The organism is Paenibacillus sp. NRS-1760 (genome assembly GCF_050467785.1).
In the GTDB taxonomy this organism is placed as follows: Bacteria; Bacillota; Bacilli; order Paenibacillales; family Paenibacillaceae; genus Pristimantibacillus.
Genome location: NZ_JBITPK010000021.1, coordinates 850960 through 864695 on the forward strand (window position 1 = coordinate 850960; position 13736 = coordinate 864695).

A 13736-nucleotide genomic window follows, 5' to 3' on the forward strand; every position below is an offset into this window, starting at 1 on the left:
ACATATGTGCCATAGAACAATAGCGGTACCGAGTTATCAATGTTAATGTAAGCGTACCCATCGATTATTAAATGTGAAACAACCTAATTGATAAGCGCAGTATCTATATCTTCCGTCCATAAGAATCAGTAAGAATGAAGGTGATGAATCTACAGTGAAAAAGATCACCCAAAAAGGCGATCTTCACAAAAGAGCTCGTGATATTTTGGAGACATATAATGCAGAGTAGTTTCTAACCTTGAATGTCTCATTTGCCTCTGAATTGTTTGAATTGACGCCCCTTCTTCATACATCAGATTAGGCATGGTGTGTCTGAGATCATGAGGTTTTACCAATCTTATTCCTGCATTGGTCGAAATTTCTGCTAAAATATCAGATAGAACGCGTGGAGACATTGCAGTTCCATTCTGATAAAACAGGTACTTACCGCCTTGTGCATGCCAACGATGCCATTCCTCGCTTGCAAGGTATTTCTTTAATGCGGCACCTAGCATTGGGTGAATGAACACCGTATCCGATGTTGTCTTTTGCCCCTCAACAACATATATCAGTGATGAATCGAGCTGTACGTTTATAAATTTCAACTGACATACTTCTTGCGCTCGAAGTCCGCAACGCAGCATTAGCAATACAAGAGTGTAGTACATCAACCCTTCTTTCAATGCTGACGCCAACAAAATATTGCATTCTTCAGATATTAATGATTTGTCTTGACGGCGCAATTTATAGTAAGGGTTTTTGTAATATTTCACGCAATTTTTTCTAACCATGTTATTATCGGAAAGAAACTGCATAAAGTTCTTCAAGCAGGAAATCGTTGAATACATTGACTGTTCACTTTTTCCAGAATTTAAAAGATGAGTAAAATACTCATCAAAAAAATCCTCATCAATGGGCTCCGTATTCCCTTGCCTGTCGTAAAAGAAATGCTCAAAATCAAGCTCCCTTTCACCGTCCTTACTTTGAATATACTCTCCGAATCGCTTAAGAATCGACGTCTGCGACTTTTTTGTGGACTCCCTAAGCTCTACATGGGCATACCAAAAACTATAGTAATGCGAATCCAACAAGATATTATTTGTCAATATCCTCACCTCCTAGTAGATCGTCGATAATCGACCCTTTATTCAAATCCTCTTGATAATCTTTATTGGACAACCTCAAGTAACGGTTAACCATTTCCAAGCTCGAGTGATCCATAAATCTCATCAAGCTGTTGAAATTCACACCGTTTTTTACACATTTCACAGCGAAAGTGTGCCGGAGATTATGAGGTGTTATTTTCCCCTTCCTATCATCAGGAATGCTTTTGCATTGCTGGGCGAGTGTTTTTACAACATGCTGAACAGTTCTTTCCGTAATTGGTGTTTGAGAGCTCTTAGTGAAGAACACAAAATGATTACCATCACCAAGATTGTCTTTTATTTCACTAAGTGTACTCCCGTATTGACGGTATTGCATCTTGATGAATGGCAGCAATAGCCCCATCCCCTCGTCGCTAATAAATGCAGATTTTAACTGCCCTTTATGACGCTTGCGGTGAACTTTAAGAAGTTGCTCAGTTTCATACACTTGATCAACCGTCAAGTGAGTTAACTCTGAATTGCGAAGACCTGTTGTCAAATATACAGCAAGCATAACGAAATTTCTGAAGCCATATGCGCTAAAAATGCTTAATGACAATAGTTCTGTAACCTGATGTGGCTCAAGGTATCGGATCTCTTGATTCGATACCTTCTTTATTTCGAATACTTTCGAATTAAGTATTCTTTCTACTTCGACTGGATTAAACCCCGACAGCCGTAATCCAAATCGAAATAGTTTCCGCAAAAGTGATTTTCGTTTGTTTTTGCTGCTTTCTGACTTCACTTTTGAGATAAAGGTTGACAAATGAGTAATCTTATCGGTTAGAACAAGATCACTTATTGGCACAGTAGCGTCGTCAATTCCTTCTGCCTGCAAATGTTTTGTCAGTGAAGCAAGCTCGAAGCCATAAGTCTTCTGCGATGTCTCAGCATAATTCATATATTCTTCATTAGTTTTGAAGCTATGAATCACCGCCTCATACGTCCAGACTATTTGTGTTTCAACCTTCTCCGGAAGTAATGCGCCTGCCAGTCCCGACAAAGCTTTCACTACATCTTCGTTGCTGTGTTTTTCAAGCAACTCTTGTAAAGCGCGTTGAAGTTGCATATTATTCAAATTCTCGCGTTCTGGCAAAATAATCACCTCCATTTAATGTGATATTTCTATTAATAGATACCAACTCTGTTGATATCCGACTTTAGCTCTTCCTGTGACGCGTGCAGATACAGAGGTAACGAATGGGATGATTCATGTCGCGATAAAAACATTAATAATCCCGGCGCGCAACGTGCTTTGGCAAGTCGCGTAACATAAGCATGTCTGAGAAGATGCGTACCGCCTTCGGCATCAAACCCAATCACGAGCCAATAAATCTTGAACATTTGGTACAAATGTGTTTTTAACGAGCTGGGCTTCATTTGAGAGAACACTCTAATTGACCCAGTTTGCCTCCCTTCCTTCTCAATAAAAGCTAAAAAGTGGTTTATTATGACATCCGGTAAAGGGAGGAGCGCATTCCCGCCCTTCGTGTCGTTAATGGCAATTGTTTTGGTCGAGAGGTTTATATCTCTCCACCCTAGTTTTGCTACTTCCGATGCTCGCAATCCAACATTAAGCATTAATAAAAAAGCAAGACGCTCAAGGTGTGGGTTAACTGCGTATTGATCTACTGCAGCAAAAAATTCTTGAAGTAATTCATCATCCGGGATTGTGCGATATTTATAATTGTCTGCTTGGATATTTGTGACAAACTCTGCAACATCATTTCGGATCCTCTTTTTTTGATACAAGACCCGAAAGAATGTTCTTATAAATTGCAGGCTCCGTTTTGCACCGATAGGAGATATTTCCCCAGAACGAACTTGTCTCAGCAAAAAAGACTTGTAATCCTGAATATGCTCCTTGGTAATGCTCGCAACAAGAAGATTATTGAGTAAGGATCCTTCAAAGCAGGGGTAAACCTTTATAAGCCAGCCAAAAAAAGCGCGCAATTTGAGAACATAATTATTTTTAATACTTTGCTCGCTTGTTCCATTCCTGCGCTTATCAGCTACAAAGAAGCTGACCAATGGGTGGTTTAAAAGTTGATCTGTCATTACGATTCTCCTTTCGCTGAATCTTGCGCATAGTCCACGAACCTGCGTACATATTGTTTGAGCGACTTTGATTGGACTGAATCGAACATGTCGTGAGTGACTTGTGATGCCGTCAAACGTTTAAGATTCAACCGACTTTCCTGCTGCCCGACTGCTACCATTACTTTCTCAGCAACTGATTTGAAAGTTACAGAGTTGATGTTCGCAATGGATTCGAAAAAAGCCATTACAAACGTCCCTTTATAACGCGGGTATACAAGCAAATCCGCCAGTTTACGATTTAAGTCAAACGGAACATTCCGCGTCATCGATTTGTGTAAAGGCACAAATTCAGCTTCATTTATCATGTTGAAAACATCCTCCTTTTTGCGCTGATTTGGTGCGCCAATCACATTATAGGCATTGTATGGATTTTTAATACCATAAAGCGAAAGTGATTTCGTAGAAATACCATTCTGCGATGAGAAGTTCGTTTTTATTTCCAAATCAGAATGACAGACATCAGTGCTCTTTTTCTTCAAATTGATTACCACCTTTCATATGCGCTTGATGTAGAACCATGCATTATTTGGAGTGTGAACCCCAGGACGGTTCCATTGTCCATTCATAATGCGATTTCCGTGGTCGGCACCCATTAATCATGACATCTTTAAGTTCATTTTTGGACTTTTGCATAAAACAAACAAAAAAACCAAATGGAATAATAATCGCGATCATTGGTTAGACGCGATTTTTAGCCCATTTGGCTATGTGAATTATAGTGAGAAAATCTCACTTGTTACATTAAGTTATTAGCTTTTCAAACTGATCGAGCAGCTCTACATATTCTGCTTCAGATTCATCTAATTTTGTCATCAATGCCTTCGAAAGCAAAGCTAGCAGGTGAGACAGCTTGTTTGATGGAACTTCTTTCTCTGATAGCTTTTTAAATAACTCGTTAAGTGATTTATTAGCTGAGGACCTGGCAGGTCGAATATCTTCAATAAGTTCTATGCCTGCGTTTGCCAACTCAATAATATTGGAATATGAAATACTACCTCTTTTTTTGATAGTTTGATATATATTTTCACCTAATTTTTTGGCATCTTGATCGCTGAATTTATTTTTAAGAATACGACTTGCAATATGTATACAAGTATCTCTCACTCCATTATAATTTTTTCTCTTATTAATGTTTTTCAGCAAACCTTCAAGAGCATTTAATACATTTTCGTTATATTCTTTTTCTTCCGGAGTATTTGTTTTAAACTCTGGCAAAAAATATCTTTTCCCCAACAGAATCACCTCAGAAAAAGCTATTCCCAGATGCAATTCATTATATACGTCAAACTAAACTAAGCTTCCTTGGAACTTGATATTATTACCAAACTCTTTTCAACTGCCGGGAAATTAGAAATCTGTAATCAAAACTGGAACCATTTTAATTCCTTTCACTCGGTTCAAAATCCTTAAACTGTTGAATTTTCTGAGAAGACAATTTCAGCATATTAACGATTGAGATATAAATCAGTTGCCCTCCAAACATACAGTATTATTTTACTGCTCAAAACTTAATGATTGAGGTACACCATAATACTAAAATAGAGACAAAATGTTAATTTTGACAACCACGCCACTAAAGAAAATTGAGTGTCCGAGAAGCGCACCGTATATTCAATGCAAATGTCTCCTAATGACAAAGTTCCAACCCATTTTAAGGGCAAAATTTCATTTATTCAATAAGCCTGCAATTAGACATTGACAACTCGAAGGTAAATTTATACAATAATCTTGTGAACAACATTCACAAGATTCTTTTAATTTATGTGAACTAATATTTCAAAAGAATGGTGGTCGTTATGGCTAATATAAATTCGGAAAACATTGTTGGCACAAAAGAAATAGGAGATTTATTCGGAGTAGGTTCTTCTGCGGTAGTAAATCTTCAGAATCGATATTCAGATTTCCCCGTACCGATAAAGAGACTGGAGTCCGGACCTCTTTTTGATTTATTGGAAATTCAAGATTGGGGAATGAAGCACAACCGTATTCCAATTAGAAATACAGTTCCAATTGAAGTTGGCAGTCATAAGTCTATCGCAGTAGCCGGACTTCCCAAAACAGGTAAAAGTTACTTTACTTCCGTTTTTGTGGCACAGCATGCAGGCTTTATCCTTCGCCGAGTGTTTAGCAAGGGAGGCGAAGACTTTACGGAGTGTGCTGTTAAACTCATTGTTTCGTCAAAAGTTCTAGAGCCTTATGCCCAGTTTAATACAGAAAAAGAAGATGAACGGCAATATTCGCGCTTAGATGAAAATAGCCTAGAAAACTTTGCGACCGAAATCAACTCGTACTTAAAGCAAAAACGTAGATCTGGTGAAGCGATTGCGCCTACAGAATATATAGAAATTTTTGTACAACCAAGCCAATTAGCGGCGGAAATCATGAATGAAAACAACTTATCATACATGGTGATCACCGATACGCCTGGCGTATCAAATTCTTATGAACTGGTACATATTGCGGAAGCACATCTTGTCATGCTCGTTTTAACCGACAGCGGTGGTGAAACTGCACGAGCGGGATTCAAAAAAATCGTAGAAGGTATAGCTCCGTTAGTAGCTACCGGAGATGCATGCTTTCTATATAACACTAAAAAACCATGTGATGATGATGAAGAGTATGAAGATATGCAGCGTAACGCTGAAAAGGCTATGCAAAGCTTTGAAGCGGAATTCGCACCACTTAGAAAAAGTATTATTGATAATTCGATGAATATTCTCCATCCATCCAAATCAGTAATAGGAATTCCGGGAATGAAGGACAAAAAGATTAATTTCGCGGAAGAAGTGTTCAGGAAAAGACTTAAGGAAATCATTAACCGTTCATTTACAGGCGAGGGAGTGGAGTTGATTTTAAAAGAGTTACGAGACTCGCTTAATGATTCACTCACCATTACAGATAAGTCTGAGTCTACTGAAGAAGTCATTTGTAGCAAGTTTCTCAATTTTATAACAAACGTCTTATCGCAAATACCAAGCATGACTAGCGATCCATCGAAACCAGAATATTTCCACATATTCAAAACTAAAAATCATGCACGTGTAAAAACTCAGGATGGATACAAAATCGCAAATGCCGTTTCGAATGAACGCAAAAATTTATTGCAAACGCTCTACGAGTCTTTTAGTGCATATAGTATTGATAATACGCCTGACTCGATAAATCAGGCAGGAATAAAATTGTTTTATAGGTTTATTTCCGAAGAACTTAAAAGTGATACCGGTTTGGGCGTCGGTATTCACCCATGGGAGGATTATCCTCCCACAACGATGCGTGCGATTGAGTATATTTTTGCTTCCGAGCTTGAACAAGCTTTCACACAAGGAACTGAAGACGCTAATCGTATTTATTGCGACACCCTTAAATCAAATGGTATTTCCAGCAAATCATGGAATTGCGTTCGAGTTGATATAAACAATCTATACTTACTGGGGATACTTACTAGTTGTGGTGCTTTATCGTTGCCTTCTTCTACTCTTTCGGAGCTAATACGCAATCGTTATATTGGAGGGCTTAGAAAAATTGGAGAGTTCAAGGCATGGATACAATGTTTAACTATTTTCGACACAAAAAACTCTGAAAATCATTCCCCAAACATTCTTATGAGGTCAACAGGTTTATAATTTCAATTCAACCGAGCTAAGAAAAAGGTTTTAGTTTTTGAGGTGACCCGTTATTATTCATCTGCGCGACGGACCATCGAAACGACTCATGTGACTTTTATCTTTCAGTTAACGCCGGTGACTCAACTTAATAGCGTCACAAATTATATCATAGTTCCATTTAATTGATCAAATCTCCCATTCTTCTTTTAAAAGTACAAAATACTCGCTCACAAAAAATGCCCGTACATCTCATTAAAGGTGTGAAACGGGCATTTTGCATTTATTCATTTTAAGGTTTAAGGATTGTGAAACCAATCAGTCATAATCCTCCTCAGGCTGGACCAAATACTCTCCTATAGAGCTGTGTTCATCGCCAGGTCCAGGACAATAGAACCAAACACTTCCTTCATCAAGATCAATGTCCGTGTCAGGAACTAGCTCTCTATTACAATGGTCACAATGACCAGGCTCGTACCCTTCTATTCCACTAAGCAGCTGTTTAATAAAGCATCCCTTACAGACCAAAACGGGTTCTTTAAATACCCCAAAATAGTCAGTTAAAATAATTTCTTCGTTGTTTTCAAAGTTGTTATCACATTTTGTACACTTTGCCACGCACACGCCCCTTGCTATTCATTCGATAATATTGATGCCTAAAGTTAAAATTAAACTTGGTATGTTTCAAGTCCCAACAGATCAACAATTTATTCTGAGTTCAATTTTCTATTCCTACGTAATATCACGTTTATGAATATTTCGATGAAATAGAGCGATCATTCCGGTGGTAAGTGAGCCAGTCCTCCGGAGAAAATGAGCCACCTCTCCGGTGGTGAGAGCCACCATAGGGATAGATTCGGATATGATGGAGGAATCAAGGGCGAGCGTAGCGAGTTCATCTTGACCCTTGAGTCCTTCTCTATCCCCTAGATCCTGTTTAGGGTGGTCATAGCAATGACCACCTGCCCTCCGGCGAGGACGGTGTTTGGGGCAGAGCCCCAAGAAATGTACTTGATCTGATGGTTAACTTTACAGTGGCTTCCCCTACCGGAAAGGTTGCTCAAAAACGCCGGAGACGTGGCTCTCACTCACCGGAACGATGGCTCAATTTGCCCCGGAGTATTCAGTTTACTATAACTACAGTGAAATCAATTAACTTCTTTAATTTTTTTTAGAGCGCTAAATGCTTCTATTTCGTTTTCAAAATATCCTGACTTTCGATTCCAGGGGACTTCTGATTCTGAATAAGTGACCCGTGCCATACGACCAATATAATATCCCACATTTGACTTACATACTTTAAGTCTGGATACCCAAATTACTTCCTCGTGATTCTCTAGAATTTCAGCGATTTCATCATCTAATGTGTCTTCTGCGATTTGACGTCTCTTTTTCTCATAATCCTCTTCAATAGCATGCTTCCATTGTGCGTCTAAAATCATTTCTGACCATTCTGAAGCATTCGTACTATTGAAAATTCTCTGAAGTCTTAGCAACGTAATCTTGAGCTGAGTAGAATTCATTAAACCATCGTAGTAATCTATATAAATAGCCTCAAGATGCTGAATTAATTCTTCTTTTTTCAAATTCAAACCTCCATTATTATACTGAGATAGATTGTAAAATGAGGGTAATTCTGTTCATAAGTAAATCTTTACGCTATTCCTCGTCTTTCATTCGTCATAATTTATTTAATTTCAACTAATCACTTAGAATATCCTTCAAATTAAAAAAGCCCCGCGTTTTGCTCGGAGCCATTTCGTAGTGAAATATTCATTATAAAATTATTCGTATAACTTGTTCAGAAGCTGACTAAAGGAATTGCATACATAACTTAATGCAGCAGCTTGACCATTGTCTGCATGTTCATGGTCCCAGAATACTACTACTGGAGATGTACTATCTCTATAGTCAAAACAAAGATAGTTACCAAAAGGATCGTCTGCAAATGGATAGATATTTCGAGGAAGACGAGTCTTTATATTTTCATAAACACTCAGTATATTACGACTCTCGTCAATATTCAAAGATAATAATGCATTAAATACTGCGCCTCTACGACCTTGAAGATCAAAAGTATCCGGTACAGGTTGTCCACCATTATTTAATTTAGCACATTCAACGAAATCTGATGGAAATGAAATATCTAATTTCTTTTCAACTGTTAATATCTCTTCAGATGATAATTCTTTTTTCGTAAGTATCCATTTCACTTCATTATCGTGCTTCATCAAACTAGCCTCCTAAGTTTATCGATTCTCTGAGCCGCCACCCCAAATTGACTTCCCGCCAGTATGGGCAGTGTTTTCATGAAGAGAACGGTCTACCAATTGCATAACTCCTGGCTCTTCACTATGATGCCAAACATATCCTTCGGGAACTTTTCCATTATTAATCTGTTCGAGTTGCCTTTCAGTAAATGTTGATTTCAAGTCAGGATTATGATTAATATCATCCTGTAGTGATAATGTAGCCGCTTTGAATTGTTTCGCGTCTGATTCATGGTATAAAGATTCATCTAGTTTCATTTCATATTCTACAGGAAATTCTGGAAAAACTCCTGTATAGGTACCTTCATTAGTTTGAATGATTTTTTCATGGAAAGGTACACTAGTTTCAGGATGATTCTCTCCAGCCAAACTTTCATTCCTCGTTTTGATGTATAAAGGTTCGTTGGCTTCATCAAAATTGGAAATGGATTCTGGCTTCAAATATTTTGCAAAATTAGGAACGTCAGAAGAGACTTTGTTTAACCCTTCTCTCATTAAGTCTATGTTTCCACCAATAGCTGAAAGGGTTTCTAACATACCTCTACCGCTCCCTTTTTCGTCTCTTCAATCCATAAATAATAGAAGTCTCTGAACCCGATATCCTCTTGTGCTTTCTCCTGAAGCAAACATTGCATAACGGCAGGCTCGTATGCTTTCGGGTTTGTAAATGTAACATATTTCCGAAGTCCTTCAATGTATCGTTTGTTCCACTCCTCTAAATTCATAGCATTTTTTGCATACTGAATTAGTCCAACGCTCTGAGGGATCAAGGAATTAACTATTCTAGATAATTCAACAAAGTTTTTCTGTTCCCACAATTGCATTTTATTATTCAATTCAAAATGAGATACGTCCTGAACGATAGTTTGTTTAATGTGGTGACTTATAGAGGCACCCAATAACCATTTCTTCAAATGATCCGTTTCAATTGTGCCAACGTTATACCGGCTCTCCTCTGGAACTCTCCCCATTAATAATAATTCCAACAACTTACTCAACATAATTTTATTCTCAGGTATCATTTTTGGTTTTGATTTTTTTTCAAAATTGTAAGGCTCGTAGTTTGTAAATTTACTGACTTCACAGAGTACAGGTTGTAGCCAATTATTTTGATAAATTGCTGCAACACCTGTACGCAGTTTAGGTAGTTCATTTATTTGATTATCATTTAAATTTGCCGTCTTTCCTACTTCTGTTCGGTCTAACTCATCGGGTAATCTCAAAATTATTTTCGTGTTTGTATTTCTAATAACTGATCGGTCCAGTAAACTAGGAGATTGGTCTGCAATAACGAAACCTTCTCCGTAGGTTCTCATCTCAGCAATTGCATTTGCAATCATTTCCACCGATTTCCCTTGTAAATTAGTTCCTTCTTGACTTTGCTCAGAAGACACTCTGCGCAATAGATGATGTGCCTCTTCGAGTACAGTTACATGCTTTAAATCACTATTAAAAATATCATCACCCGACATTCGATACTCTTGAAGCCTAGTAAATAAAATCCCCATTATTAGTGATTTGGTTTCAATTGAACCAATACGACTTAAATCAATTATACAATTTTTATCAAACAGGATTTCGTTTTCAATCTCATCATCTGTGAATATTTTACCAAACAATCCATTTGTCAAAGATTTCACTCTTGTAACCAGCGCCCCGATATAATTACTTTTTACTTCCTCCGAATAGGCAGATTCTTTTATTACAATCGGAAGTATGTTTAATAAATCATGAAATGTAGGGTATCTAACTTCTTCACCAATATAAAAGGATTCTTCAATATCCCAGCCAATCGAAACGTAAGTTCGCTCTATTGCTTCCTTCAAAACCGCGGGCATCGCTGCGTACATCGACCAACATGCATTAAAAATCTCAATAATTCGATCAATATGTTCCAGTACATGTACTTGAATTGGGAACCGAAAAGGATTTATGCGAAGCAGATCGGTAAAATTCGAATTGGTTCCAAATACATGTACATCTTTTCGACCGCCAAATATATTCTTATACTCACCTTTAGCCGGTTCTACGACTAGAAAATGAACATTTTTTCTTATAAGCTCGTTCAACATTTGATAAATCGTATTAGACTTGCCTGAGCCAGTTGAACCTGTAATAAATGTATGCATCGCCAAACTTTTAACATCAATTTCTACAGCAGTGTTTTCTGACTTGCCCATGTGGAAAACATTTCCGAGTTTAATAGAAGCCCTATTTTCTACTGCCTCATCATATGCAACAATATTTCTTCCGAATTCCGCCGTTTCAATAACCGGCAACCCACTAATTGATTTTTGAGGAAATCCTAATTGAATTGCAAGTTCCTTACCGTTAATTAACGACCCCGGTGAAACATGTGGTAAGTTTAGTCCTGTATTTACTTTCATTTCGATTAAGGGATGATTTAATTTCTTTAAATACCTCCCTACTTCCACTAAGTTAGCCTTGTTATTATTGTCCCATGTATTGATAAAAGAATTTTCAACTGCGGAATTTTCTCCTCGCATTATTGCTTTAAACGTACTAGCAGCTACACGAGATGTTTGTACGCTAGGAGCAATAAAGTAACACGCACAACTCCACATACCAAAGTCTTCAGAACTTCTCAATCGTAGCAGTTGATCTTCAATTTTTTGAAGTAGATTGGTTACGGTTTTATTTTCGAATTGTATCTGCAAGTTTCTAGAATTACCAATCGTTTGTGTTTCCGAATTGCTTTCTTGTGATGAAGTCGAGTCAGATCTACCTCGCATCTCTGACTCCCCATCCGTTTTTGATGAATTTGTTGTCTTAGAGTGGCTTTGTGATGTTCCATCTGTAGAACTACCTATTAAAGATCCAACTGCACCAGCAGCCCCCCCTGCTATCACAGCTCCAATTGGACCGCCTATTAAAAAGCCTCCAACTGCACCTACTCCAGCAAGTGCTGTTCCTAAATTCGTTGTTTTAGAGTGAGTTTCACTGTGACTCTCGGTTTCAGAAGAACCTTGTGTATAACTTTGAGTTTTCGTCAAACTTTCGTTAATTGTTTCTGTTACTCCCTTGCTAATCCCTTCCGAAATAGCAATACTATCACTGGAATTAAAGCTCAAATCACATTTAGCAAATGGCACTAATTGTGAATATAAATTTTCATAGCCATGCTTTATCTCTTCAATATTTTTATAAGACACTGGGTCCGCTAAAAAGATAGCGGAGAACTCCTCCCCCTTCATAGCCTCTACAAGTTTCTCTAAACCCTGAACAAATTTAGCTTTATCTTGATCTTTAAGTGATGGCACTCCTGAAACGGATGAAATACTCTTTTCATTTTGCGACAGTTCTGATGAGAATACAGAGGATATCACCTTTTCAATTTCTGTATTAGTTAAATTTTCAATTTCGCTCCCTGGGAAGTTCCCTTCGAAACTCTTCCTCAACGCTTCCTTCGAAGAGTTTACATCCTGCTCTTTTGAAAGAGTACGTGTACCCAAATATAAATCAGTACGATTCCCATCACTATTCATAATCATGACCAGAGAACCGTTCACATTCCCAAGAGTATTATATATACTCATTAATTTGTCTAGATTGTTTTCATTCTTGTCAAAAACTAATTTATTCATACGAAATAATCGGATGTTGTTCCTAGTTGAAAGTTCATTGATATGCTTTGGAATAGGAACAACATTACGAAGAGAAAGCTCATTCAAATAATTTTTTTGCACGAAATCAATAGATGCTTCGAAAGCTTCATCTAAATCCTTGAAATTTCTTCCGTCTATCTCAACCATATCGGATATATTGTTCATTGATTCACCTTCTAATTTAGAGTACGTCTTGATTTTTTCTGTTGACCATTGTAATCGCGTCTAAAAGGATTCTTGTTGATTAACTTCTGAAATTTATCCTTTATGCCTTCAGTCTTCTCAAATTGGACATTACTAGAATGCTCGGAAACTTTCTTTTGTACATATGACGCATTATTATGGATCGCATCAACCTTTGGTATTGAATTATCAGCGTTGTAGTTATCACCGATATCGCTAACCCGCCCTACTTCTCTTTGAGTTTCTATTTCCTGTTCTACTTTCAATTTATTATTCTGTTGGGTAATTTCTACTTTTGGCTTTGAGTAATCAATATTATCGCTATTGCTAGTATCGCTAATCCTCCGAGTCCCGCTATCACTAGCCATTTTGAGTTCGACTTTCCCGTATCAACTACCTTCTCTGGTAACTGGTCATGCATTAATACAGTATGTTTAGGAGTTGGATGCGGAGCCGAACTACGCAATGGTTGTTCGATAATCTGAGCTGGGCTTATTCTCCCTTTATATGGTCTAACTTTTTTCCCCACTTCAATAATAAACATAAATCTTTCTTTAGAAAAATTATATCTCAAGTCACTTTTCAATTGCCCTAGATATTCCGTTGTCCACTTATTCGAATCCTTTTCAATAAACATATCATCATGCTGCACCCAAAGTGGTTCCGACAATCGACTCTCAGCATACTCAGCTGCATGAATGACTTCGTTTTTCTCATTAGTTGGATTCTTGGAAAGATATGTGCTAAGAGCAACTCTAACCTGCTCAATATCAGCCTTACCCACTGCCTCTAGCAAGAAATTTTGTGGTTGAAACATCTTGCAGTTCACAC

General features: G+C 37.7%; 13 protein-coding genes. 1 reads left to right on the forward strand and 12 read right to left on the reverse strand.

Annotation, left to right across the window (positions count from 1 at the left end; all coding sequences use genetic code 11):
* Positions 1-164: 164 nt before the first annotated feature.
* The 5 genes from ACIFSR_RS31520 to ACIFSR_RS31540 all read right to left on the reverse strand — a co-directional run bounded on the left by ACIFSR_RS31520 (position 165) and on the right by ACIFSR_RS31540 (position 4457).
* Entirely contained in the window at positions 165-1085 is a 921-nt protein-coding gene (locus ACIFSR_RS31520) for a tyrosine-type recombinase/integrase (protein ID WP_430062931.1), read from the reverse strand.
* Positions 1075-2220 (reverse strand): tyrosine-type recombinase/integrase, encoded by a 1146-nt coding sequence (locus ACIFSR_RS31525; protein WP_430062934.1) that lies wholly within the window; start codon positions 2218-2220, stop codon positions 1075-1077. The genes ACIFSR_RS31520 and ACIFSR_RS31525 overlap by 11 nt, the downstream gene beginning before the upstream one ends.
* A gap of 32 nt (positions 2221-2252) precedes the next feature.
* A complete protein-coding gene (locus ACIFSR_RS31530; protein WP_430062937.1) occupies positions 2253-3182 on the reverse strand; it encodes a tyrosine-type recombinase/integrase in 930 nt (309 codons plus the stop codon).
* Positions 3182-3703, reverse strand: coding sequence for a hypothetical protein (locus tag ACIFSR_RS31535; protein WP_430062940.1), 522 nt, complete (start codon positions 3701-3703; stop codon positions 3182-3184). The genes ACIFSR_RS31530 and ACIFSR_RS31535 overlap by 1 nt, the downstream gene beginning before the upstream one ends.
* Before the next feature lie 262 nt (positions 3704-3965).
* Positions 3966-4457, reverse strand: coding sequence for a hypothetical protein (locus tag ACIFSR_RS31540; RefSeq protein ID WP_430062943.1), 492 nt, complete (start codon positions 4455-4457; stop codon positions 3966-3968).
* 563 nt (positions 4458-5020) lie between these two features.
* Between ACIFSR_RS31540 and ACIFSR_RS31545 the strand changes: the two genes are divergently transcribed.
* Positions 5021-6847: a hypothetical protein gene (locus ACIFSR_RS31545; protein WP_430062946.1), complete on the forward strand. Its 1827-nt coding sequence runs from the start codon at positions 5021-5023 to the stop codon at positions 6845-6847.
* A gap of 297 nt (positions 6848-7144) precedes the next feature.
* On the opposite strand, the gene ACIFSR_RS31550 is transcribed toward ACIFSR_RS31545, so the two are convergent.
* The 7 genes from ACIFSR_RS31550 to ACIFSR_RS31580 form a co-directional block, all read right to left on the reverse strand.
* Positions 7145-7444, reverse strand: a complete 300-nt coding sequence (locus ACIFSR_RS31550; protein ID WP_430062949.1) for a hypothetical protein — start codon at positions 7442-7444, stop codon at positions 7145-7147.
* A 530-nt stretch (positions 7445-7974) separates the two neighbouring features.
* Positions 7975-8412 (reverse strand): hypothetical protein, encoded by a 438-nt coding sequence (locus ACIFSR_RS31555; protein ID WP_430062952.1) that lies wholly within the window; start codon positions 8410-8412, stop codon positions 7975-7977.
* Positions 8413-8610: 198 nt separating this feature from the next.
* On the reverse strand, positions 8611-9057 hold the full coding sequence (locus tag ACIFSR_RS31560) for an SMI1/KNR4 family protein (protein ID WP_430062955.1): 447 nt from the start codon (positions 9055-9057) through the stop codon (positions 8611-8613).
* 18 nt (positions 9058-9075) lie between these two features.
* A complete protein-coding gene (locus tag ACIFSR_RS31565) occupies positions 9076-9633 on the reverse strand; it encodes an HNH endonuclease (protein WP_430062958.1) in 558 nt (185 codons plus the stop codon).
* On the reverse strand, positions 9627-12887 hold the full coding sequence (locus ACIFSR_RS31570) for a helicase HerA domain-containing protein (protein ID WP_430062961.1): 3261 nt from the start codon (positions 12885-12887) through the stop codon (positions 9627-9629). The genes ACIFSR_RS31565 and ACIFSR_RS31570 overlap by 7 nt, the downstream gene beginning before the upstream one ends.
* Before the next feature lie 11 nt (positions 12888-12898).
* Positions 12899-13171 carry a hypothetical protein gene (locus ACIFSR_RS31575; RefSeq protein WP_430062964.1) on the reverse strand — a complete coding sequence of 91 codons (273 nt, stop codon included), beginning with the start codon at positions 13169-13171 and terminating at the stop codon, positions 12899-12901.
* 23 nt (positions 13172-13194) lie between these two features.
* Positions 13195-13722, reverse strand: coding sequence for a hypothetical protein (locus tag ACIFSR_RS31580; protein ID WP_430062967.1), 528 nt, complete (start codon positions 13720-13722; stop codon positions 13195-13197).
* Positions 13723-13736 lie beyond the last annotated feature (14 nt).

Excerpts from the sequence above, each read along its gene's own strand:
- ACIFSR_RS31560 (WP_430062955.1), bottom strand. The coding sequence starts at position 9,057 with ATGAAGCACGATAATGAAGTGAAATGGATACTTACGAAAAAAGAATTA.
- ACIFSR_RS31565 (WP_430062958.1), bottom strand. The coding sequence starts at position 9,633 with ATGTTAGAAACCCTTTCAGCTATTGGTGGAAACATAGACTTAATGAGA.
- ACIFSR_RS31545 (WP_430062946.1), top strand. The coding sequence starts at position 5,021 with ATGGCTAATATAAATTCGGAAAACATTGTTGGCACAAAAGAAATAGGA.
- ACIFSR_RS31570 (WP_430062961.1), bottom strand. The coding sequence starts at position 12,887 with ATGAACAATATATCCGATATGGTTGAGATAGACGGAAGAAATTTCAAG.
- ACIFSR_RS31530 (WP_430062937.1), bottom strand. The coding sequence starts at position 3,182 with ATGACAGATCAACTTTTAAACCACCCATTGGTCAGCTTCTTTGTAGCT.
- ACIFSR_RS31580 (WP_430062967.1), bottom strand. The coding sequence starts at position 13,722 with ATGTTTCAACCACAAAATTTCTTGCTAGAGGCAGTGGGTAAGGCTGAT.